This window comes from Streptomyces sp. NPDC111520 (assembly GCF_055635295.1).
In genome coordinates, this window is record NZ_JBVKBW010000003.1 from 1 (window position 1) to 21,632 (window position 21,632).

The 21,632-nt window shown below is 71.2% G+C and carries 24 protein-coding genes; 10 read left to right on the forward strand and 14 right to left on the reverse strand.

Annotated elements, in window-relative coordinates:
* Positions 1 to 91: 91 nt before the first annotated feature.
* Positions 92 to 1,498 (reverse strand): amidase, encoded by a 1,407-nt coding sequence (locus tag ACZ7MY_RS07400; protein ID WP_499600297.1) that lies wholly within the window; start codon positions 1,496 to 1,498, stop codon positions 92 to 94.
* Positions 1,499 to 1,835: 337 nt separating this feature from the next.
* Between ACZ7MY_RS07400 and ACZ7MY_RS07405 the strand changes: the two genes are divergently transcribed.
* The 5 genes from ACZ7MY_RS07405 to ACZ7MY_RS07425 all read left to right on the forward strand — a co-directional run bounded on the left by ACZ7MY_RS07405 (position 1,836) and on the right by ACZ7MY_RS07425 (position 5,825).
* The gene (locus ACZ7MY_RS07405; protein ID WP_499600298.1) at positions 1,836 to 2,441 is read left to right on the forward strand and encodes a TetR/AcrR family transcriptional regulator; all 606 of its coding nucleotides are present in this window, start codon (positions 1,836 to 1,838) and stop codon (positions 2,439 to 2,441) included.
* Between the two features lie 449 nt (positions 2,442 to 2,890).
* A complete protein-coding gene (locus ACZ7MY_RS07410; RefSeq protein ID WP_499600299.1) occupies positions 2,891 to 3,226 on the forward strand; it encodes an STAS domain-containing protein in 336 nt (111 codons plus the stop codon).
* 151 nt (positions 3,227 to 3,377) lie between these two features.
* Positions 3,378 to 3,620 carry an acyl carrier protein gene (locus ACZ7MY_RS07415; RefSeq protein WP_499600300.1) on the forward strand — a complete coding sequence of 81 codons (243 nt, stop codon included), beginning with the start codon at positions 3,378 to 3,380 and terminating at the stop codon, positions 3,618 to 3,620.
* A 436-nt stretch (positions 3,621 to 4,056) separates the two neighbouring features.
* Entirely contained in the window at positions 4,057 to 4,671 is a 615-nt protein-coding gene (locus tag ACZ7MY_RS07420) for a flavodoxin family protein (protein WP_499600301.1), read from the forward strand.
* A gap of 197 nt (positions 4,672 to 4,868) precedes the next feature.
* Positions 4,869 to 5,825 (forward strand): TIGR03557 family F420-dependent LLM class oxidoreductase, encoded by a 957-nt coding sequence (locus ACZ7MY_RS07425; RefSeq protein ID WP_499600302.1) that lies wholly within the window; start codon positions 4,869 to 4,871, stop codon positions 5,823 to 5,825.
* 138 nt (positions 5,826 to 5,963) lie between these two features.
* On the opposite strand, the gene ACZ7MY_RS07430 is transcribed toward ACZ7MY_RS07425, so the two are convergent.
* The 3 genes from ACZ7MY_RS07430 to ACZ7MY_RS07440 all read right to left on the reverse strand — a co-directional run bounded on the left by ACZ7MY_RS07430 (position 5,964) and on the right by ACZ7MY_RS07440 (position 7,427).
* Positions 5,964 to 6,230 (reverse strand): hypothetical protein, encoded by a 267-nt coding sequence (locus ACZ7MY_RS07430; protein ID WP_499600303.1) that lies wholly within the window; start codon positions 6,228 to 6,230, stop codon positions 5,964 to 5,966.
* Positions 6,231 to 6,463: 233 nt separating this feature from the next.
* Positions 6,464 to 6,694 carry a DUF6480 family protein gene (locus ACZ7MY_RS07435; protein WP_499600304.1) on the reverse strand — a complete coding sequence of 77 codons (231 nt, stop codon included), beginning with the start codon at positions 6,692 to 6,694 and terminating at the stop codon, positions 6,464 to 6,466.
* Positions 6,695 to 6,788: 94 nt separating this feature from the next.
* Positions 6,789 to 7,427 carry a UdgX family uracil-DNA binding protein gene (locus tag ACZ7MY_RS07440; RefSeq protein WP_499600305.1) on the reverse strand — a complete coding sequence of 213 codons (639 nt, stop codon included), beginning with the start codon at positions 7,425 to 7,427 and terminating at the stop codon, positions 6,789 to 6,791.
* A 58-nt stretch (positions 7,428 to 7,485) separates the two neighbouring features.
* Here ACZ7MY_RS07440 and ACZ7MY_RS07445 point away from each other — a divergent pair, with 58 nt between their 5' ends.
* Positions 7,486 to 8,508, forward strand: a complete 1,023-nt coding sequence (locus tag ACZ7MY_RS07445; RefSeq protein ID WP_499600306.1) for an SDR family oxidoreductase — start codon at positions 7,486 to 7,488, stop codon at positions 8,506 to 8,508.
* 18 nt (positions 8,509 to 8,526) lie between these two features.
* Here the strand turns inward: ACZ7MY_RS07445 and ACZ7MY_RS07450 are convergent, their stop codons facing one another.
* The 6 genes from ACZ7MY_RS07450 to ACZ7MY_RS07475 all read right to left on the reverse strand — a co-directional run bounded on the left by ACZ7MY_RS07450 (position 8,527) and on the right by ACZ7MY_RS07475 (position 13,575).
* Complete coding sequence (locus ACZ7MY_RS07450) at positions 8,527 to 8,682, reverse strand: DUF6131 family protein (RefSeq protein ID WP_499600307.1); 156 nt, start codon at positions 8,680 to 8,682, stop codon at positions 8,527 to 8,529.
* Between the two features lie 50 nt (positions 8,683 to 8,732).
* Positions 8,733 to 9,059: a plasmid stabilization protein gene (locus tag ACZ7MY_RS07455; protein ID WP_499600308.1), complete on the reverse strand. Its 327-nt coding sequence runs from the start codon at positions 9,057 to 9,059 to the stop codon at positions 8,733 to 8,735.
* A gap of 93 nt (positions 9,060 to 9,152) precedes the next feature.
* Positions 9,153 to 9,629: a hypothetical protein gene (locus ACZ7MY_RS07460; protein ID WP_499600309.1), complete on the reverse strand. Its 477-nt coding sequence runs from the start codon at positions 9,627 to 9,629 to the stop codon at positions 9,153 to 9,155.
* Positions 9,630 to 9,648: 19 nt separating this feature from the next.
* Entirely contained in the window at positions 9,649 to 10,485 is an 837-nt protein-coding gene (locus ACZ7MY_RS07465; RefSeq protein WP_499600310.1) for a Rieske (2Fe-2S) protein, read from the reverse strand.
* Positions 10,486 to 10,615: 130 nt separating this feature from the next.
* Positions 10,616 to 11,773, reverse strand: a complete 1,158-nt coding sequence (locus tag ACZ7MY_RS07470; protein WP_499600311.1) for a PP2C family protein-serine/threonine phosphatase — start codon at positions 11,771 to 11,773, stop codon at positions 10,616 to 10,618.
* Positions 11,774 to 11,844: 71 nt separating this feature from the next.
* Positions 11,845 to 13,575: a PP2C family protein-serine/threonine phosphatase gene (locus tag ACZ7MY_RS07475; RefSeq protein ID WP_499600312.1), complete on the reverse strand. Its 1,731-nt coding sequence runs from the start codon at positions 13,573 to 13,575 to the stop codon at positions 11,845 to 11,847.
* A gap of 173 nt (positions 13,576 to 13,748) precedes the next feature.
* Here ACZ7MY_RS07475 and ACZ7MY_RS07480 point away from each other — a divergent pair, with 173 nt between their 5' ends.
* Both ACZ7MY_RS07480 and ACZ7MY_RS07485 read left to right on the forward strand, forming a co-directional pair.
* Entirely contained in the window at positions 13,749 to 14,405 is a 657-nt protein-coding gene (locus ACZ7MY_RS07480; protein ID WP_499600313.1) for a HemK2/MTQ2 family protein methyltransferase, read from the forward strand.
* Complete coding sequence (locus ACZ7MY_RS07485) at positions 14,386 to 14,610, forward strand: CDGSH iron-sulfur domain-containing protein (protein WP_499600314.1); 225 nt, start codon at positions 14,386 to 14,388, stop codon at positions 14,608 to 14,610. The genes ACZ7MY_RS07480 and ACZ7MY_RS07485 overlap by 20 nt, the downstream gene beginning before the upstream one ends.
* 26 nt (positions 14,611 to 14,636) lie before the next feature.
* On the opposite strand, the gene ACZ7MY_RS07490 is transcribed toward ACZ7MY_RS07485, so the two are convergent.
* The 3 genes from ACZ7MY_RS07490 to ACZ7MY_RS07500 form a co-directional block, all read right to left on the reverse strand.
* Complete coding sequence (locus tag ACZ7MY_RS07490) at positions 14,637 to 15,383, reverse strand: phosphotransferase family protein (protein ID WP_499600315.1); 747 nt, start codon at positions 15,381 to 15,383, stop codon at positions 14,637 to 14,639.
* Between the two features lie 120 nt (positions 15,384 to 15,503).
* Positions 15,504 to 15,653 (reverse strand): hypothetical protein, encoded by a 150-nt coding sequence (locus ACZ7MY_RS07495; RefSeq protein ID WP_499600316.1) that lies wholly within the window; start codon positions 15,651 to 15,653, stop codon positions 15,504 to 15,506.
* Positions 15,654 to 15,778: 125 nt separating this feature from the next.
* The gene (locus ACZ7MY_RS07500) at positions 15,779 to 16,270 is read right to left on the reverse strand and encodes a DUF6328 family protein (RefSeq protein WP_499600317.1); all 492 of its coding nucleotides are present in this window, start codon (positions 16,268 to 16,270) and stop codon (positions 15,779 to 15,781) included.
* 260 nt (positions 16,271 to 16,530) lie between these two features.
* Between ACZ7MY_RS07500 and ACZ7MY_RS07505 the strand changes: the two genes are divergently transcribed.
* Positions 16,531 to 17,136 carry a flavodoxin family protein gene (locus tag ACZ7MY_RS07505; protein ID WP_499600318.1) on the forward strand — a complete coding sequence of 202 codons (606 nt, stop codon included), beginning with the start codon at positions 16,531 to 16,533 and terminating at the stop codon, positions 17,134 to 17,136.
* Between the two features lie 9 nt (positions 17,137 to 17,145).
* Here ACZ7MY_RS07505 and ACZ7MY_RS07510 read toward each other — a convergent pair whose 3' ends face one another.
* A complete protein-coding gene (locus ACZ7MY_RS07510) occupies positions 17,146 to 18,336 on the reverse strand; it encodes a zinc-dependent alcohol dehydrogenase (RefSeq protein ID WP_499600319.1) in 1,191 nt (396 codons plus the stop codon).
* 185 nt (positions 18,337 to 18,521) lie between these two features.
* Between ACZ7MY_RS07510 and ACZ7MY_RS07515 the strand changes: the two genes are divergently transcribed.
* Positions 18,522 to 21,632, forward strand: coding sequence for an FAD-binding and (Fe-S)-binding domain-containing protein (locus tag ACZ7MY_RS07515; RefSeq protein WP_499600320.1), 3,111 nt, complete (start codon positions 18,522 to 18,524; stop codon positions 21,630 to 21,632).

Here is a 21,632-nt window from a genome sequence, read left to right on the forward strand (position 1 = left end):
TCCTCCACACCTACAACCACCACCGCTGCCACACCGCACTCGGAGGCAAGCCCCCGATCAGCCGCGTCAACAACGCTGCGGGTCAATACAGCTAGAGGGCGGGGTGCCGGTCGTGCACCGAGCTGAGTGTTTCCAGCAGCGAGGCGGCGTGGAGGACCGTCGATTCCGCGTACGGGGCGGCCGCCAGCTGTACCGCGATCGGCATGCCGTCGCTGCTCGTGCCGAACCGCATCGACAGGGCCGGATGCCCCGTCAGGTTGAAGGGGACGGTCGTCGAGCTCACGTGGAAGGCGCCCATGGTCCGGCCGTCGAGGGTGAACTCCTCCAGCTGGTGCTTGTGGGCCGGGATCGTCGTCACGGGGAGCAGCAGGACGTCGTGCTGCTGGAAGAACGTCGCCATGGCGTCCCGGAGGCGCTCGACGGCCTGCTCGGCCAGGACGAAGTCCTCCACCGAGGTGTCGGGCATGGTGGCCACGAACCTGGAGTAGCTGAACATCTGGTCCTCGTGGCCCGCGGTGACCTGGCGGAAGGCCGGCTTCACCTCCATGGTGCTCAGCTTGGTCCACAGTTCGAGCGGATTGTCCCGCTCGAAGGCCGGGATGCTCACGGCGTCGACCCGAGCTCCCACCCCCTGCAGGGCTTCGGCGGCCGCCTGGACGGTCGCGGCGACCTCCGGGTCGGTCGGGCCGAGTCCCGAGTCGACCAGCCAGCCCACCCGCAGGGGCCGGTCCGGGGAGTCGCCCAGGCCGGTGTCGAACCCGGGTGGGACGGTGGCGAATCCGTCGGCGCCGTCGGGGCCGGCCAGGAGGGTATAGGCGAGAGCGAGGTCGCGGATGCTGCGGGCCATCGGGCCGACGTGCCAGTTGCGGCGGGGCTCGCGTGGCCAGATCCCGGTCATCGGGATGCGCCCGTGCGTCGGCTTGAAGGACGAGACACCGGTGTCCGCCGCCGGCCCGCGTACCGAGATGGACAGGTCGGTGGCGAGCCCGAGCGGCGACATCCCGGCGGCGATCGCGGCGGACTCACCGCCGCTCGAACCGCCGGGCGAACGGTCGACGTCCCAGGGGTTGTTCGTCCTGCCCGTCAGGAGGTTGTCGGACTCGATCCAGTACGAGAACTCCGGGAGATTGGTCTTCGCCAGGAGGATCGCGCCGGCCTCCTTGACGCGCGCGACAGCGGTGGCATCCGTGTCGGGGACACGCCCGGCATAGATGGGCGAGCCGCGCTGGGTGAGCACTCCTGCGGTGTCGAACGAGTCCTTGGCCGTGAAGGGCACGCCGTGGAGCGGTCCTACGTCCCCGCCCCGGGCGAGCTCGTCGTCCGCCGCCTTCGCGGCCTCCAGCGCACCGTCGACGAGCGTGACGATCGCGTTGAGCCGCGGGTTGACGGCCTCGATGCGATCCAGATGCGCCTGCACCACCTCGGCCGAGGAGACCTTGCCGGCACGGATCAGCTCGGCGAGCTCGTTCGCATCGGCCCAATTCAGGTCCGTGGTCATGATGCGTCCTTTCCAGACCGGTCCGCTACTCCGTCCGAACCGGTCTGCCGTTGCCTTACTGCTTGCGGGTGGGGCACGGCCATCGACACTCGGGGCCTTTCGCCGAGGCCTTCCCGGTGGAGGATCAAGAGGTCCTTCATGCGCGGGCGAACGCCTCGTGGGCGGCTCGTGAGGCGGCTTCGAGGCAAGCGGGAGGCCGGCCGTCAACCAGCGGACTGTCGACGAAGGACATGAGGAGGACCTCCTCGAGAGGGCCAGGACGGCCATGCTCTTGGGATTTCGTCCACAACCAGATACTATACAGGTCATCATACATGGCACAAGGAGAGGGCGCGGGATGGGGAAGCGGACGGACGCCAAGCAGAAGATGGTGCAGGCCGCCAAACAGCTGATCCGGCAGCGTGGCTACAACGGCACGGCCTTTTCCGACGTGCTCGAACTCAGCGGTACGTCTCGCGGCTCGGTCTACTTCCACTTCCCCGGCGGCAAGACGCAACTGGCCATCGAAGCCGCCGAAGCCCACGCCTTCGAACAGGTGGAGATCATCGACCGGGCCGCCCACCAGGCCACGTCCGCAGCCCAGTTGATCGGGCTCTACATCGACATGGGCCGCGAGGGCATGATCGCCGGCGAATACGGACGCGGCTGCGCCATCGCACCGCTGATCACCGAAGGCGCCACACAGGAGTCGGCCGAGATCGCCGAGACCGGGCGCCGGGCCTTCTCGGAGATGACCGACAGGCTCGCCTTCCACCTCGTCGCCTTCGACGTCCCACGAGCCTCGGCGAGGGTTCTCGCCGAGGCCGTGATCGCAGGCATGGAGGGAGCGATGATCACCTCGCGCGCCCTGCGCAGCCCCGCGCCGTACGAGTCCGTACGCGCCGTACTGGTCGGCCACGCCGTGAGCGTCTCGCCGAAGAGCGGCGGACGCATCCGCACCTGACGGTCGGACCCGTCACCGGCTCAGCCCCGGGGGCCGGCAGCTCGCCTCCAGGAGCGCCCCTCCCACGGAGGGTCGCTCGCCGCGGCCTTGCGCTGCGGAGCCTCTCTGGTGTCAGAAGTATGCATGGCGACCTACATGTCACTGAACCACGCTCGTCTCCGAATGCGCCGGGGAGACCGAACCGAGTCCCACGCAACTGCCATGCGGAACCTCTGGTTTCGGCCACCCGACACAAAGGGGCTGGCGTTCGCGCCACGGCTGTGCCACGGTCGTATTGACCAGCCTGGTCCGGCGAGGGACCCCGCGCTACCGGGCGGCCACGTTGCGTGACCGACGGGCGGTGCGGGTGGTCTCACTCGACTGCGGGCGGCACCACGTCGCCCGGTTTGCGGCCGCTTCCGATCCGGCAGCCGACCGTGAGGGGCTTTGAACCCGAACGGCGATTTCCCATGCAGAAGATCGGCATTTGCGTCAGCGCCACACCCGAAACCACGACGATCAAGCTGACCGGCGAACTGGATCTCCACACCTGCCCACCGGTCGCCGAAGTCACGGACGCTCTTCAGCTGCGCGGCAGGACCCTCCGCATCGACCTTTCCGGTGTCACGTTCATGGGATCCACCTTCCTCAACATGCTGCTACGTCTGCGCCGACGGGCAGAAACCGAGGAGGGCGTTCTCGAGCTCACCGGCTTGCAGTTCCAGGCCGAACGGGTCCTCGCCCTTACTGGAGCCCGCCCGCTCTTCCGCATCCGACCTTCCGTGCCCCAGGCGCCTTGCGGGTGACCTCCGTGGCGGGAGCGGTCATCGGCTCGCCCACGCCCTTCCGTGTCTCCGCGGGGCCTCCTCCGGCGCTGGGCAGCGAGGGGGTACGTGTGCCGTTTGTCCGATTTCGGCACGGGCAGGCGTGCAGTGTCCTCATGAACGGAGAAGAACGATGGCGACAGGTGAGACAGGATTCAAGGACGTGGCCTACGACTTGGTGTCGGTCCAGTACCACTCACTGAAGGCGGGACACGACTACGGTCAGTACGTCAGGGACGCGAAGAGCGCCGGCGAGAACGACATCGCGGACTTCTTCCAGGACGTCATGCGGGAGGACTCCGAGCGTGCGGCTCGCTGCCACCAGTTCCTGTCGGAACTGGCCGAGAAGGGCGACATCGGCCCTGTCGCGTCCTGACCGCCGCACGGGTGCCCGGGTCCACCGCCCCACGCGGCGGCGGACCGCCCGGGCGCCCGCGCGCCGCGGGTAGCGCCGGTGAGCCGGCGGCTCTGGTGTTGGTCGCCGAGACAGTCGGAAGACCCGCTGGGGCGCGAGATGCCAGATTGCCTCGCTAGGCGCACGCTGTAAGCAATGAGGACAACCGCCGGAACGCCAAAGGCTCTCGCGGCCCTCAACTCCGATGGGCCGGTCCTTGTCCGTGGTGGTGTGACGGGACCGGCCCATTGGTGTGGGGCCGGTTCTGAACCGGTACGGGAAAGGGGGTACTCGGAAGAGCCAGCGGGCGAGTGTGTCGGCCACGCCTCGGGTCGGCGCATCGTCGCGCGACCGCGGATGTCCCCGGTGTCGGTCTCGTCCCAGGTGTGGGCCGGTCTCGATGGGTTAGCCGAGTCCCATGGAAAAGACACCCTTGCGAGCCCTGGCACTGGTCTGCACCCTCAATCCCTCCCCGGCCCGCTCCAGCTCACAACTGCTGGCCGAGCAGACCCTTGAGGCACTGCGTGAGCACGGCGTAGCCGGCGAGTCCGTGCGCGTGGTCGACCACGATGTGCGCCCCGGCGTGGCGGTCGACATGGGTGACGGGGACGCGTGGCCGGCCATCCGGGAGAAGGTCCTCGCAGCCGACATCCTGGTGCTGTCGACCCCGATATGGCTGGGCCACCCGTGCAGCGTCACCCAGCGGGTGCTGGAACGCCTGGACGGTGAACTCTCGGAGTCCGACGACCAGGGCCGCCCCCTGACGTACGGCAAGGTCGCGGCTGTATGCGTCGTCGGCAACGAGGACGGCGCGCACAAGATCAGTGCCGACGTGTTCCAGGCTCTCAACGACGTCGGATTCTCCCTGGCGGCCGGGGCAGCCACCTACTGGGTCGGCGAGGCCATGCAGGGCACCGACTACCAGGACTTGGACAAGGCGCCCGATGCCGTGGCCGCGACCACCAGGACGGTCGCCGCCAACGCCGCCCATCTGGCCCACAGCCTGCGTGCCGCCCCATTCCCCGCGGCTTGATGCACCACCGGCGGCGCACTCCGGGCCCGCTCCGGATCCCACTCTGATGGCAGCGTGCACTGCGCACGAAAAGACACCCTGCGCGGAGGATCGGAGAGACCGGGAACGTGCGGTCCCCCGCAGAGGTGCCGCAAGGCATCGAGGGGACCGAACGGGCCCACCCCTCGTCCGATCATCAACCTGTCAGAAGGAACCCCATGACCGTCTACGGATACTTCCTGTCCTCGGAAGAGTTCGCGCCGGCTGAACTGATCGATCAGGCGCGCATGGCCGAGCAGGCCGGGTTCGAAGCCCTGGCCATCTCCGACCACTTCCACCCGTGGAACGACGAGCAGGGCGAAAGCCCGTTCGTCTGGTCCATGATCGGAGCACTGTCCCAGGTCACTTCGCTGCCGATCACCACGCTGGTCACCTGCCCCACGGTCCGTCTGCACCCGGCGATCAATGCCCAGGCCGCCGCTACAGCGGCTGTGCTCACCGACGGCCGCTTCCGCTTCGGGCTGGGAAGCGGTGAGGCACTCAACGAGCACATTCTCGGGGACCCTTGGCCCGAGGCCTCCGAGCGCCTGCAGATGCTGGAAGAGGCCGTCCACATCATCAGGAAGCTCTCCACCGGAGAGCGCGTCACCCACCACGGCACCCACTACACGGTGCAGAACGCCCGTCTCTACACCGTTCCCACGACACCGGCACCGCTGTACATCTCCGGCTTCGGACCGGAGGCGGCAGCCCTGGCCGGCCGCATCGGGGACGGCTTCGTCACCATGAAACCCGACGTGACGCTGGTCGAACAGTTCCGGCGAGCCGGGGGCGGCAGCAAACCGGTCGTCGGCGGACTGAAGGTCTGCTGGGACACCGACCGGGCACGGGCGGTGAAGACCGTGCACCGGCTGTGGCCCAACGAACAGCTACCGGGCGAGCTGGCCCAGATCCTCCCCACTCCCGAACACTTCGAGCAGGCCGCCACTCTCGTCACCGAGGACATGATCGCCGACGCCATCGTCTGCGGCAACGCCCTCGACGACCACGTCGAGGCCGTCCGGGCCTATTCCCAGGCCGGCTTCGACGAGGTCTACGTGAACCAGATCGGCCCTGACCAAGACCAGTTTTTCGACTTCTACCGCGGGGAAGTCCTCCCCTGCCTGCGCGCGTGAGTCTCTTGGAGGGCCTGCGTTCATCTGGCGGGCTGCGTCTGGGAATGTGCAGCCACGAGCTGGTCCGCGAAGACCGCCCCGAGTGATGATTCGGCGGCCTCATCCCCTGTAGCGGTGGCGGCATTGGGCCGCCGTCCGCTAGAGCTCCGACATGAGCCGCGCCGCCGCCTTGTCGCTGGCGTGCCCTTCAAGGGCGGCCCACTCCGCGACATCGAACGGCCACCGCGTGTCGGCGTAGACGATGACGACGTGACAGCCGTCCTGGCGGACGGTGTGCCGGGCGTCGCCGGGTTCGGAACCAGCGGCCACGACCGCCGCAGCCGAGGCGGCGTTGCGGCACTTCAGGCGGGTCTTGGGCATGGTCAGCGCTCCTGCCTCGCTGGTCGACGCGTAGGACGGTGCCATTCCGGGAGCTTAGCCGCGGCAAAGATCAACGTCTTCCCATGGAGTGCATTCGGCGCAAAAGTGCTGCCGTGGGTCCCGAGCAGCAGCGAGAACGCCGCGCCCCGGTCTGCGGACGGCGGTAGTCAGCTCAGCAGGCCCTGGGATGTGTCAGCAGGTCGGCGACGAGGGACAGTAGCTCCCCGCGGGACCGCGTCCCGCTTCGCTGCGCGCCTCGGCGGACGGCCGGGGCTGCCCTAGGACGACAGGGCGACGATCATCGCGATGACCCCCGCGAGGAAGATCGCGACGACGCCGAGGATGATCACCAAGGGTGCGAAGCCCCATGCGTTGTGGAGTTCCGGTCGCTCGGGGAGGGAGATCCCACCGGTGGTGCTGCTCTCGGCCGGGGGCGTCTCGGTGGGCGGCACCTTGTGTTCGGTGCCGCTGTTGAGGCCGGATCGGTTGCCGGCCGGCGGCGTGGTCATGGCGCACCTCCCTGGGAACGCGGTCAGTGCATCTGGTGTGTGACTTCCCGCCTGCGATCGAGGGAAACGGAGACTCTCCCTCCGGGGGTCCGGCTCAGCCGGATGCGAGCGCTTCGGCGACCACCCGCAGGTCCGCGACCAGCCCGGCGTACATCTCCTCGCGGTTCTCGCCGGCGCGCAGCACGGCGGAGGGGTGGACGGTGGCGAGCACGTGGGCGCCGTCGAGGGGCACGCCTGGTGCGAGGAGCCGGCCGCGCTGCCGGGTGACCCGGAAATCCGGGCCCATCAGTGCCTTGGCCGCTGTCGCGCCGAGCGCGACGACGATCCTCGGGGCGATCCGTTCCAGCTCCGCGTCCAGCCACGGCTTGCAGGCGGCGACCTCGCGGAGCGTGGGCTGCTTGTGGATCCGCCGCTTGCCGCCCTCGGGGACCGTGAACTTGAAGTGCTTGACGGCGTTGGTGACGTAGGCGTCGGCGGGATCGATGCCTGCCTCCGCCATCGCCTTGTCCAGTACCTTCCCGGCCGGTCCGACGAAGGGGCGGCCCTGCCGGTCCTCCTGGTCCCCCGGCTGCTCACCGACCAGGACGACGCTCGCGGACGGCTCACCCCGGCCGAAGACGGTCCGGGTCGCGTCCGCATGGAGCGGGCACCCCCGGCAACCGGCGGCGGCGCTGCGCACCCCCGCCAGGTCCGCGTCCTCGGGGACGTAGGGCGAGGCGTCGTATTCCGCCATGCCGCGCGCCTACCCCCGCCACCCGGTACGAAGCACCCGATCCGGGTAGCCGAGGCCCATGACGAAGCGACGACAGACCAGGACGGTCGTGGTGACCGGGGCCAGCGGTGGTGTCGGCAGGGCCGCGGCCCGCGCCTTCGCCGCCCGCGGGGACAGGGTCGCGTTGCTGGCCCGCGGGCGCACGGGGCTGGCCGCGGCGGCCGACGACGTCGTACGGGCGGGCGGCGAGGCGCTGACCGTGCCGGTCGACGTGTCCGACGCCGCCGCGGTGGAGGCCGCCGCGGAACGAGTCGAGGAGGCGTTCGGCCCCGTGGACGTGTGGGTCAACAACGCCTTCACGGGGGTCTTCGCACCCTTCACGGAGATCACCGCGGAGGAGTTCCGGCGGGTCACCGAGGTCACCTATCTGGGCTACGTGCACGGTACGCAGGCCGCGCTGCGCCGCATGCTGCCCCGTGACCGGGGTGCGGTCGTGCAGGTCGGCTCGGCGCTGGCCTACCGCGGCATACCGCTGCAGTCGGCGTACTGCGGCGCCAAGCACGCGATCCAGGGATGGAACGAGTCGCTGCGCTGCGAACTGCTGCACTCGGGTTCACGGGTGAGGACGACGATGGTGCAACTGCCCGCGCTCGACACCCCGCAGTTCGACTGGGTGCTGAGCCGGCTGCCGCACCGGGCCCAGCCCGTGCCCCCGATCTACCAGCCGGAGGTGGCGGCCAGGGCGATCGTGCACGCCGCGGACCACCCCGGGAGGCGGGAGTACTGGGTGGGAGCGAGCACGGCCGCCACGCTGGTGGCCAACGCGGTGGCACCGGGCGTCCTGGACAGGTATCTGGCGCGTACGGGTTTCCGCTCGCAACAGACCGCCGAGGAGGGCGATCCGGCGACCCCGGTGAACCTGTGGTCGCCGGCCGACGGGGCCGGGGGGCACGATTTCGGCGCGCACGGCCGCTTCGACGAACTCGCGCACTCGTCGAGCGCCCAGTCCTGGGCGTCACGTCACCACGCGGCCGTGGCGGCTGCGGCGCTGGCCGCCGCGGCCGCCGGGGTGGCGGTCGCGCGCGGCCTGCGCGGAGCCTGACGGGGCGACAGGCGCCGCCTACCAGTAGTGCCGACGTCCGCCGACCTGGTGCCCGACGGCGCCCAGCACCCAGAGCACGAGGCCGATGATCACGAGGATGATCCCGATGGTCCACAGGATCGAGATCCCCGTGAGGAAGCCGATGATCAGCAGGATGATGCCGAGGATGAGCATGGTGTCCTCCGTTGGTCCGCTTGGGTCCCCTCCGGTCCGCCGTCGCTCCGTCAGCCGCCGTTCAGGGCGCGTTGGAGTTCGGCCTTGTTCATGTGGGAGCGGCCGTCGACGTTGCGGCGCTTGGCCTCGGCGTAGAGCTGGTCCCGTGTGGGCCCCTGGGAGCCCTTGCCGGAACGTTGCCCGCCGCGCTTGCCCGAGGACATGTCCTCGGTGGAGCTGCGACTGGCCGTCTTGGACTCGCCCGCGCGGGCGCGCTCCTTGTTGACCGTACGGGCGGCGATCTCCTCGGCCCGCTTCTCGCTCTCGCCCCGGTCCTTCGCGCTCTCCTTGATGTGCTCGTACTGCCGCTCACGCTTGCGGTTCGACCCAGCCGGCATTGGTTTCACCCCATTTGCTCGTTTGGTCCTGAGTAACGGCTACCCCGTACCGGCGATTCATCACCAGGTTCACCCCCGTGACCTCCCCGCAGGTCAGCCCAGGCCGGCGCCCACGGCGTCGCGGCGTACGGTCTCGACGGTGTCGATCTGCTCGCGCGCGCGGTCCAGGAGGGTGTGGAGCCGGTCCTCGTCCAGGTCCTTCTCCGGGGTGAGCGACAGGAGCGACTGCCACAGCAGGCTCTTGCCCTCGATGCCCAGGCGCAGCGCCTCGAGTTCGATGACCGTGCTCAGGCCGGAGCGGCGGGTGACGCGTCCGTTGAGCTTGAGCAGACGCGCCTTCTCGGCGAGCCACCCCGCGTAGACCTTGTGCCGGTGTGCCGGGACGTCGAGGGACGCCATCAGGTCGAGGAGGCTCTGCCGGTCCTCCTCGATCTCGTCCGCCACGCGCCGCAGTTCGTCGCCGTGGGGCGAGGACTTGTGGTGCTCGGCGAGGTGACGTGACATGAGCTGCCCGGTGGTGGATCCGGCCAGATGGTCGTTCAGGTAGATCTCGAGGGCTTCCTGGCTCATGGCGGCTCCTCCTCGTCGCTCAGGCCCGGGCGAGCCGGACCTCGACCTGCCCGTCCGGGGATATGCGGCAGTCGAAGCGGGGCTGCGGCGCGGTCGCCGGCCCCTGGACGTTGGCGCCGTCCGTGAGGCGGAACTGGCTGCCGTGCCAGGGACATTCGAGGCAGCCCTCCAGTACCTTGCCCTCGTGCAGGGGACCGTCCGCGTGGTTGCAGCGGGCGGCCAGGGCGTGGAACCGCCCGTCGTCCGCCCGGACCACGACCACCGCCACCTCGTCGGCCATGCGCTGTACGGGTTCGCCGAACGGGAAGTCCTCCGGCGCCCCGACGCGGTGCCAGCCCGGCTCCACCAGGACGGGCACCGCCTCCGCGTGGTTCATGCCGGCGCCCTGCCGGTAGGCGAGGTGGCCGCCCAGCACACCGCCCGCGGTCGCGAGCGTCATGCCGCCGAAGCCGAGGGCCCGCCCGAGTACGGGGCGGCCCTTGATCCGGTAGACGAGGGAGGCCGCGTACGCGGTGACGGCGGCGAGGTTCGCGCCCGCGTGGACCAGGCCCACACGGGCCTGCCGGGGGCGCTGCTCCGCCCAGTCCACCCATCCGGCCAGGGCCGCGGGCCCGGCGGACGCCAGGCCCACCGCCACCAGGCGGCGGGCGGCGCGGCCCTCACCGGGGAGCAGGTCGAGTATCCCGGCGCAGGTCCAGGCGCCGATCGGCAACTGGACGAGCACCGGGTGCAGCGGGTGGCCCAGCCACAGCCCGCGCAGCACGTCGCGTCCGCCGCCCAGGGGTACGGCGCGCACGGCCCTGCGGACGCCCGTGGCGATCGCATCGAGCCACTCCTGGCCTTCCAGGGCGTCCATCACGGCGGGCACCGGACCGTTCGGGGAGCTCTGCTTTTCTCTCGTAAGCCTCATAAGCCTCATGTGGAGCGGCTTTCCGCCCCGCTCCGACACAAACCCGGCATACGGCGCTTCCGCGCGCCGCCAGCGCCTACACGCGCCAGTCGAGGCACATGACCGTGGCGTCGTCCTCCAGATGACCGTGGCAGGCCACCGAGACGGCGGCGGTCATCATCTGGACCACCTCGCGGGGATGCTCGGCGGCGGACTCGCGCAGCACGGCGGCCAGGTCCACACTGGCGGCCTCGCGTTCCTGCATGCCGTCGGTGTACAGCACGAGCCGGTCGCCGGCCCGCAGGTCGACGTCCTGGACGTGGAAGGGAGGCGCGCAGGGCACTCCGAAGGGGAGGTTGACACCGAGGTGCAGCTCCTCCACCGTGCCGTCCCGCAGGCGCAGCGGCCACGGATGCCCGGCGTTGACCAGCCGGCCACCGGAACCGTCCGTGGCGAGCCGTACGAGCTGCCCCGTGGCGTGGCCGGTGCCCCCGTACGTGCGGAGCGCGGTGTGCATCTCGAGGGCCTGCTCCGCAAGGTCGTGCCCGGCGCGCCGGGCACGACGCGAGGCGTTGACCAGGACGGTGGCCAGCAGGGCGGATGCCACGTCGTGCCCCATGGCATCGGTGATGGACAGGTGCAGGGTGTCGTAGTCGAGGGTGTAGTCGTAGGTGTCGCCGCCGATGGAGTCCGCGGGCACCAGGGCCGCCGCCAGGGTGAACTGGTCCGCCTCGCAGCTGGGGGCCGACGGCAGCAGCTGGCGCTGGATCTCGGCGGCCAGGGTGAGCGGGGTGGTGCGCCTTCCCCAGTGGTACAGGTCCGTGAACCGGCGGTCGGTGACGACGATGTACGCCAGCGCGTGCGCGGCCTCGGCCACCTCGGTCAGTACCTCGTCGGTGACCTCGGGCAGGGTCAGCTCCAGCACGCCGACGGTGTCCCCGCGGTTGGTGACCGGCGCGACCACCTGGTGACCCGCTCCGTCAGCCGGCGACCGCACCAGCCGCTGGCCGCGCAGCACATCGTGGTAGACACTGCCGTGCAGCGGGACCTGATCGGCGCTGGTGCCCTGCTGCGACGCGACGTCCTCGCCCACCCGCACCATCTTCTGGCCGACGATGTCGGGGAACAGGAACGACACCGATCTGGCCCCGAACCGCTCCCGGAGGTTGTGCGCCACGACGTCCAGTGACTGCACGGGCGCGGCGGCCTCCGCCGCGGCGAGGACGTCGTCGAGTCCGAGCTTGTCGTGCGACACGGTGTTCTCCCTCGCTCACCCGGCGCCTTCCCCGGATCGCCGCGATCACCCGCCACCGAGGCACGGCCGGTTCACGCCGTGGGGTCGGGCGTGCGCAGGGCGAGGAAGGCGACGTCGTCGTCGTTGTCGGTGGGACGGGCCCGCTCCAGCAGCGCGTCGCTGAAGGGGTCGAGGGGCCGACGGGCCAGGGAGGCGGCGTGCTTGCGGAGGCGGTCCAGGCCGTCGTCGATGGAGTGCCGGATCGATTCGACGAGACCGTCGGTGTAGAGCACGAGCGTGGACCGCGGGGGCAGGGTGACGACGGCGTCCTCGCGGGGCCTCGTGATGCCGGTGCCCAGCAGGATTCCGTGCCCGTCGGTGAGGAAGCGGGTCCGTCCGTCGTGGTCCACCAGCAGCGGCGGGGGGTGGCCCGCGTTGGTCCACCGCAGTCGCCACAGGCCGTCGTCCCCGCTGGTGAGGCGGCCGAGGAGGACGGTGGCCATCGGCACCTCGGCGATGTGCATGACGGCGTGGTCGAGCTGGGTGACGACGTCGCTCGGCGACTCCGGGTGCGACCAGGCGAAGGCCCGCAGCATGTTGCGGATCTGGGCCATGCCTCCGGCGGCGTCGAGGTCGTGCCCCACGACGTCGCCTATGGCGAGGGCGGTCGCGCCGTCGGCGAGCGGGAAGGCGTCGTACCAGTCGCCGCCGACCTGCGAGGCCTGGGGCGCCGCCACGTACCGGGCCGTCATCTGCAGCCCCGGGATCGTGGGCATCTGGGGCAGCAGGTGGCGCTGCATCGTCTCGGAGACCTTGCGCTGCCGCTGGTACAGGCGGGCGTTGTCGAGCGCGAGGCCGGCCCGGCGGGTCAGGTCCTCCAGCAGCGGCAGGTCGGATGCGGTGAAGGCGTCCGGGCGTGTGGCACGGCCCAGCGTGAGCGCTCCGAGCACGTCCCGCAGGCCGCGGATCGGGGCGATGGCCGCGGAGTGCATGCCGGTCTCCTCGAAGAGCCGGTGCTGCTCGACGGCGATGCCGGAGTCCGGCGGACCGTGGTACGTGGAGGCGCTCGCGATGGTGGACGCGGCGCCACGCAGCGCGCGGGACAGCGGCATCGGCGACTCCTGCGGGAGCGGCGGCATCGGCCCCTGAAGGTCGGCGCGCTCGATCAGGACGCCTTCCTTGTGCTGCACCACCAGCACGCGGCGCACCTCGTCGTTCTCGGTGAGCAGGTCGACGACCGCCCAGTCCGCGAGCAGCGGGACGGTCAGGGCGGCCAGCCGGTGCAGCGCCTCGGTCACGTCCAGGGTCGAGGTGAGCCGCGTGGTGGTCTCCGCGAGCAGGGCGAGACGGTCGAGTTCCGTCAGGGTCCTGGGACGCTCCTTCCCGTCCTCGCGGTGCTCCGGGGCCTCGTGCCGCTGATAGAGCATGACGAGGGCGCCGGACCTCCCCGGGCCGAGGACGTAGGGGGTCAGGAACCAGGACAGCCCGAGCAGGGTGCCGTCGGCATGGGCGAACCACGCCACGTCGCTGTGGCCCGTGCGCTCCGCGAGGAGTACGTCACGCATCTCGCAACGGGAACGCGGCAGGGTACGGCCGTGGCTGTCCCGGTGCAGCAGGTCATGGGCGTCGTGACCGAGCAGTTCCGGGGCGGAACGTCCCACGAGGGCCTCGACCGCGCTGTTGACCGCGACGATCAGCCCCTCGCCGTCCACCACGTAGGCAGGCGCCGTCACACCCTCCAGCAGGACGGCGGGCGCGGCTACGGCCACTGCCCGGCGCCCGGCCGGAAAGGGCGATCCGGTGTCCGGTACGACGGCGTCCATGCTCTCCCGTCCTCAGGTGCGGCCTTCGGCCCCTGGGCCTACCCAGCCACCAGGATCCCATGCGGCGCGCCGCGACGACCCGTCGTGGCGGCGGGGCGCCGCGGTGGTCCGGCGGACGCCGCCCGATCCGGACGAAGAACGTTAGTCGGCGGATCGTGGGGTAGACGCGGCCTATGTGGCTTTTGTGCCCGCCGGGGGTCTACCACCCCCAGGACGACACGCTCCTGCTGGAAGACGCGCTGAGGCGTGAGCCCCTCACCTCCTGCGCCGACGTCCTCGACCTGGGGACGGGCACCGGCGCGCTGGCCCTGACCGCCGCGGAACACGGCGCCAAACAGGTGACGGCCGTCGACGCCTCCGTCGGCGCGGTGCTGACGACCTGGCTGAACGCCCGGCTCAACGGTTTGCGCGTCAAAGTGCTGCGCGGCGACCTCACCGCACCCGTGACGGACCGGCGCTTCGACCTGATCATGGCCAATCCGCCGTACGTGCCGTCCCCGCAGGCCCGCCCTCCCACCCGGGGCCGATCCGTGGCGTGGGACGCCGGGGCCGACGGCCGTGTGCTGCTGGACCGGATCTGCTCCGACGCCCCGCCCCTGCTCACGCCGGGCGGCGTCCTGCTGCTGGTCCATTCCGGCCTCTGCGGTGCCGACCACACCCTCGGCCGGCTGCGCCGCGCCGGGCTGCGCGCCGTGGTCACCGAGCGGCGGTACATCCCGTTCGGGCCGGTGCTGCGCGGCCGGTCGGCATGGCTGGAGGCGCGAGGACTGATAGCCCCGGGCGAAGACAAGGAAGAGCTGGTGGTGATCCGTGCCGAACGTGGACGATGAACCGTCGCGGACCCGCGTGACGCTCACCCGGGACGGCCCGATCCTCATCGAGGGCCCCGTCGAGGTCGTCCTCGACGACGGCCGCGTGGTGCGTTCCGACCGCTTCGTCGTGGCCCTGTGCGCCTGCCGCCGCAGCCGGAAGTACCCGTGGTGCGACACCAGTCACCGTCGGCGCGCCCGCCCGTCCGTGGCCCGCGAGGACTGACGGCGCCAGATGCGTGCGAACCGGCCTCACAGCCGGGATCTCAGCACGTCGACCTCACAGCCCGGCGCGAACGGGTCGAAGCCGTGCTCGGCCAGCCAGCGAACCCCCAGCAGGCTTCGCAAGGACCACCAGGCGCGGATCACCTCGCGGTCGACGACGGTGCCGTAACCGGAGATGACGTCATCAAGGTGCTCCGCGTGTCCGAGCGTCAGGGTGGCGAGGTCGAACAGAGCGTCACCCCGGCCCGCCTCGGACCAGTCGATGATGCCGGTGACCTCGTCACCGTCGACGAAGACGTGCTCGATCTGCAGGTCGCCGTGCGTGAACACCGCAGTCCACGGCCGGAGCGCGGCCTCGGCGACCTGGCGGTTGCGGGCGACCAGATCGGCGGGCAGGACGCCGTTCGTGACGAGCAACGCGCACTCGGCGTCGAGTTCCGCCGCCAACTCCTCGGGGCTCCGGCGGCGTCGGCCGGGCCAGGGCGGCAACGGTGCCTCGTGCAGCGTACGGAGGGCGGCACCCACCGCGGCCCACGCCGACGGGGATGCGATCGACGGCTTACCGAGGCGGCCGAGCGCCGTCCCCGGGACCGCGGCGAGCGCGAGCACGGGCGGCCTGCGCCACAGGACTTCCGGGGTCGGGACCGGCGCCAGGGCCATCGCGTCGACCTCGACGTCGACGCGCTCCTGATCGGCGTCCACCTTCAGGAACACGTCGCCGACGCGCAGGGTCGCACGCTCGGAATGGGCGACGACGACTTCGACCTCATCCATGGGCGCCCAGTATCCCGGCGGCGATCGGCGGCGTCGCCGGATGTGCCGCGTACCGAGCCGTACCGGCGAGCCCGCGAAGTGAACCTGCCCCGCCGCCCAGAAGCCGGTCGTGAGCAAGCCTCAGATGCGACGGTGGGCCACCTTCTCGGCGTCCGCGGGTTTCAGCGCGAGCAGCCCCCGGGCGCACAGTTCCCGGACGACGAGCAGCAGCACGTTGCCCCCGTCCAGCTCGCACTCCCCGGGCGACGGCGGGGCGGGCAGGGCTTCCACGGGTGACACGTCCCGTGGCCGCGGGACACGGGCCGTCTCGTCACGGAGATCCTCAGCGCACTTCCGCGATATCGGCACCGCGGCGTCCACCTTGATGCGGCATCCGGGTGACCCGGCCGGACCGATCAGTCCTCGGTGAGGTGGACCCGGGCCCACACGGGCAGCACGAACCAGCACAGCAGGCACCATGCGAGGATCACCGCCACGAGGTACACCACGTGGGAGTCGTGGGTGGCCACGCGGAGGACGAGGAGCAGCGCGGACGTCATGGTGGCCAGCAGCAGGACCAGCCCCGCGAACGTGAGGCGGGCGGCCCAGCGCACCGTCTCCGGTTTGATGCGCCGTCCCGCGACGATCCGGTGGAAGGAGACCGGCCCCACCAGTGCCCCGGTGGCGGACGCGCCCAGGACGACCGTGAGAATGTAGATGATCTTGTCCGTCTCCCCGAGTTGCGGGTAGCGCGGGGTGAAGACCACGGTCAGCAGGAAACCGAAGAGGATCTGCACGCCCGTCTGGGCGACGCGGACCTCCTGGAGGAGTTCCGTCCACTGGCGGTCGGCGCGCTCCTCCCGGCTCTCTTCGCGGCCCTCCCGCCGGCCGGCGCCCTCAGCAGGCATGTCTTCCTCCGTCGTCCGATCGTCCGGTGTCCCGTCCCTGTACCCGCCGCGTGCCCACGCCTCCCGGCCCGCGCGCCCTCTCGTCGCGCACCGTTTCGGGCAGGCCGTCACGGAACCCGAACCGTCGGCCTCACGTGTACCGCCCCCTGGAGGATCACATGTTCCCCGCCGTGGCGACCGGCGCGCTGCCGGTACGGGCCGGGCGGGTGAGTACGACGTTCCCGCGGGACGCACCCTGTCGATGGAGGTAGGTAGAGGCCATGAAAGCCCTCGTCATCAACTGCACCCTCAAACGGTCGCCGCAGCCGTCCAACACCTACGCGCTGGCCAAAGTCGTGACCGACCAGCTCGCGGCCTACGGCGTGGACATCGACTGCGTCCGCGCCGTCGACCTGGACATCGAGCCCGGTGTGACCAGCGACGAAGGCGGAGGGGACGCCTGGCCCGAGATCCACGCGAAGCTCCTCTCCTCGGAGATCCTGGTCATCGCCTCGCCCACCTGGCTCGGCAGGCCCTCGTCGATCGCCCAGCGCGTACTGGAACGCATGGACGCCCTGCTGTCCGAGACGGACGAGCAGGGTCGGCCCGTGGCTTACAACCGGGTGGCCGGAGTCGTGGTGACCGGCAACGAGGACGGCGCCCACCATGTCATCAGTGAGGTGTCCGGAGCCCTCGGCGATATCGGTTACACCGTTCCGGGCCAGGCGTGGACCTACTGGCACCTGGGCCCCGGCGCCGGCCCCGACTACCTCGACGACGAACGCGGCCACGACTGGTCCCACAAGACAGGCCGGGCCATGGCCGCGAACCTGTACGGGGTCGCCCAGGCGCTGGCGGCCACGCCCCTCGGCGCGCCGCCCGGGTGAGCGCGGGCGTCACGGGACCATGAGCACCTTGATGGCGCCGTCCGCCTTCTTCTGGAACATCTCGTAGGCCTGCGGCGCCTCCTCCAGGGGGACGTGGTGGGTGGCGAACCCGTCCACGCCGAGGGGGTCCTCGTCGGTCAGGAGCGGGAGGATCTCGTCGCTCCAGGTGCGGACGTTGGCCTGGCCCATGCGCAGCTGGATCTGCTTGTCGAAGAGCGTGAGCATCGGCATCGGGTCGGTCATGCCGCCGTACACGCCGGTGACCGAGATCGTGCCGCCGCGCCGGACCATCTCGATCGCCAGGTGCAGGGCTCCGAGGCGGTCGACGCCGGCGGTCTGCATCAGTTTGGCCGCCCAGGCCCGTGGCAGCAGGCCGGCGGTCTGCTGGACCAGCTTGCCGAGCGTGCTGCCGTGGGCCTCGGTGCCCACGGCGTCGATGACGGCGTCGGGGCCGCGGCCGTCGGTGGCGTCCCTGACGGCCTGCACGAGTTCGTCCTGGTCCTCGTACTCGTCGAGGCTGAGGACCTGGGCGCCGTCGCGACGGGCGCGGGTCAGCCGCTCCGGCACGTGGTCGATGCCGATCACCTTGCCCGCGCCCAGGTGCCGGGCGACCCGGCAGCACATGTCGCCGATCGGCCCCAGGCCCAGGACGGCCACGCTGCCGCCCTGGGGGACGTCGGCGTACTTCACCGCCTGCCAGGCCGTGGGCAGGACGTCGGAGAGGTAGACGAACCGGTCATCGGGCGGCCCGTCCGGCACCTTGATCGGCCCGAACTGGGCCTGCGGCACGCGCAGGTACTCGGCCTGGGCGCCGGGGACGCGTCCGTACAGCTTGGTGTAGCCGAAGAGCTCCGCCCCGCTGCCGTATTCGGTGACCTGGGTCGTCTCGCACTGCGTCGGCAGCCCCTCGCGGCACATGTAGCAGGTGCCGCAGGCGATCTGGAACGGCACCACCACCCGGTCACCGGGAGCGAGGTTGTCCACCTCGGATCCGGTTTCCTCGACGATGCCCATCGGTTCGTGCCCGAGGATGTCGCCGGGCGTCATGAACGGGGCGAGGACCTCGTAGAGATGCAGGTCGGAGCCGCACAGGCCGGTGGAGGTGATGCGCACCAGCGCGTCGGTGGGCTCCTCGATCCGGGGGTCGGGCACGGTGTCGACCCGTACGTCGTGCTTGCCGTGCCACACGGTGGCCCGCATGTCGATCACTTCCTCGCGGTCGTCTTTTCACGGCAGGACCATCGGGTACCCGAGGGGCAGGCGATGAACCGCGCGCCGGTGGTCCCGCCGATCCGCGCCGTCGGAGGCGTTAGGGACGGGACGGTCCGGGCACGCGTGGGTGAGGTGCCGAAGCGGTTCAGACGAGCGAAGGGCGGACGACGCACATGGCTCGGGACGCGGACAGCACGGAGGCCCGGGGCACCGGGGCGGACGGGGTTGCAGACCTGCACACGGCCGGCCCGCTGGACAGGGCGGCCCTGGAACACGCGCTGCACGAGGCGGTCGACGGCGAGGTGCGCTTCGACGCCGGCAGCCGGGGCGCGTACGCCACCGACGGGTCGAACTACCGCCAGGTGCCGATCGGCGTCGTCGTCCCCCGGAACCTGGACGCCGGCGCGGCCGCGGTGGGGGTGTGCGCCCGGTTCGGGGCGCCGGTGCTCTCCCGCGGCGGAGGTACGAGCCTGGGCGGCCAGTGCACCAACACCGCCGTGGTGATCGACTGGACCAAGTACTGCCACCGCCTGCTCGCCGTCGACGCGGAGCGCAGGACGTGCGTGGTGGAGCCGGGCATCGTGCTGGACGAGCTGAACCGGCAACTGGCCGGGTACGGACTGAAGTTCGGTCCGAAGCCCTCGACGCACAGCCACTGCGCGCTGGGCGGCATGATCGGCAACAACTCGTGCGGCGCGTCGGCGCAGGCGTACGGCAAGACCGTCGACAACGTGCGCCGTCTGGAGATCCTCACCTACGACGGCCTGCGCTGCTGGGTGGGTCCCACCTCCCCCGCGGAGTTCGAGGAGGTCGTGTCCGCCGGCGGCCGGAGGGCGGAGCTGTACCGGGGCCTGCGCGAGCTGACCGACCGGTACCTCGCCGACATCCGCACGGGCTTCCCCGAACTGCCGCGCCGGGTGTCCGGCTACAACCTCGACTCCCTCCTTCCCGAGAACGGCTTCGACCTCGCCCGGGCCCTGGTGGGCAGCGAGGGCACGCTCGTCACGGTGCTCCGCGCCGAACTGGACCTGGTGCCGGTGCCCGCCGCCGAGGCGATGGTGGTGCTGGGCTATCCCGACATCTGCGCCGCCGCCGACGACGTGCCGCGGCTGCTGGAGCACTGCGAGCCCACGCAGCTGGAGGCGCTGGACGGACGTATGGCGCAGCTGATGCGTGAGGAGCATGCCTACCTGGAGTCCCTGGAGCGGTTTCCGGAGGGGGACGCGTGGCTCCTGCTGCAGTTCAGCGGAGACGACAAGGACGACGTCGACCGCCAGTCGCACGCCCTGCTGCGGGCCGTGGGACGGGACGAGGACGGCGCCGACGTCGCCTTCTCCGACGACCCGGACCGGGAACAGGAGATGCTCAAGGCCCGAGAGGCAGGCCTCGGCGTGACGGCCAGGCCCCCGGACGGGCGCGAGACGTGGGAGGGCTGGGAGGACTCCGCGGTGCCGCCCGAGCGACTCGGGGACTACCTGCGGGATCTGAAGAAGCTGTTCGCCGAATTCGGTTACGCCCAGTCCTCGCTGTACGGGCACTTCGGGCAGGGCTGCGTGCACACGCGCATCCCCTTCGAGCTGACCACGGCCCAGGGCGTCAGGGACTTTCGCGCCTTCCTGGACCGCGCCGCCGACCTGGTGGTCTCCCACGGCGGGTCGCTGTCCGGCGAGCACGGCGACGGACAGGCCCGCGGCGAGCTGCTCCCCAAGATGTTCGGTGACCGCCTGGTGTCGGCGTTCGGCGAGTTCAAGGCGCTGTTCGATCCCGGCGACCGGATGAACCCCGGCAAGGTCGTCGCCCCGCACCGCGTGGACGAGAACCTGCGCCTGGGGCCGCACTGGCGACCCGAGGCGCGTGCGACGTACTTCGGCTATCCCGACGACGACCACTCCTTCACCCGCGCGGTGATGCGCTGCGTCGGCATCGGCAACTGCCGCAGTCACAGCGGCGGGGTGATGTGTCCCTCGTACCGGGCGACCGGTGAGGAGGAGCACTCCACGCGCGGCCGGGCCCGGCTGCTGTTCGAGATGCTGAACGGCCACGCCGACGCAGCCGTGACCGGCGGCTGGCGTTCGACCGAGGTGCGTGACGCGCTCGACCTGTGCCTGGCCTGCAAGGGCTGCAAGTCGGACTGTCCCGTCGGGGTGGACATGGCGACCTACAAGGCGGAGTTCCTGGCGCACCATTACCGGGGCAGGCTCCGCCCGGCCGCCCACTACTCGATGGGCTGGCTGCCGTTGTGGGCGCGGCTGGCCCGGTTGTCGCCCCGGCTGGTCAACGCGGCGCTGACCGCGCCGGGTCTGGCCGGGCTGGGCAAGGCGCTCGCCGGGGTGGCCGCGGAGCGCGACGCGCCGCCCTTCCCGAAGGAGTCCTTCGCCGAATGGTGGGCCGCACGCGGCGCGGTACAACCGGAGCCGGGCGGGGACCGCACGGTCCTTCTGTGGCCCGACACCTTCAGCACGCAGTTCCACCCGGGGGTGGCGAAAGCCGCGGTACGGGTCCTGGAGGACGCCGGATTTCAGGTCGCCGTTCCGACCGGGGCCGTGTGCTGCGGGCTGACCTGGATCTCCACCGGGCAGCCGGCGACGGCTCGCCGTGTGCTGCGCCGCACCCTGCGGGTGCTGCGGCCGTGGCTGGAGGCGGGCACTCCGGTCGTGGGCCTGGAGCCGTCGTGTGCGGCGGTGTTCCGTGCCGACGCGCTGGAGCTGATGCCCGGGGATCAGGACGTGCAGCGGCTGGCGGGACAGTTCCGTACGTTCGCGGAGCTGCTGGTGAACGACGCCCCCGAGGGATGGGAGCCCCCGCGGCTTGACCGCGACGCGGTGGTGCAGACGCACTGCCACCAGCACGCGGTGCTGGCCGACGACGCGGACCGTGAGCTGATGCGCCGGGCCGGTCTGGATGCACGCGTGCTGGACGAGGGCTGCTGCGGGCTGGCGGGAAACTTCGGGTTCGAGCGAGGCCATTACGAGGTGTCGATGACCGTGGGCGAGCAGGGCGTACTCCCGGCGGTACGGAAAGCAGGGACCGACGCACTGGTTCTCGCCGACGGTTTCAGCTGCCGTACCCAGATCGAGCAGGGCGGCACGGGCCGGCGCGCCGTCCATCTGGCGGAGGCCCTGGCCTTCGCATTGGACGGGCCGGTGCCCGGCGACCGGCCGGAACGGCTCGCGGAGCGACCGGACGCCTCGCCGCGGGACGGCCGGCTGCTGGCCGCGGCCGGCGCTCTCGCCTCCGCCGCCGCGCTCGCGACCGCCGTCGTGCTGCGCCACCGACAACGTTGA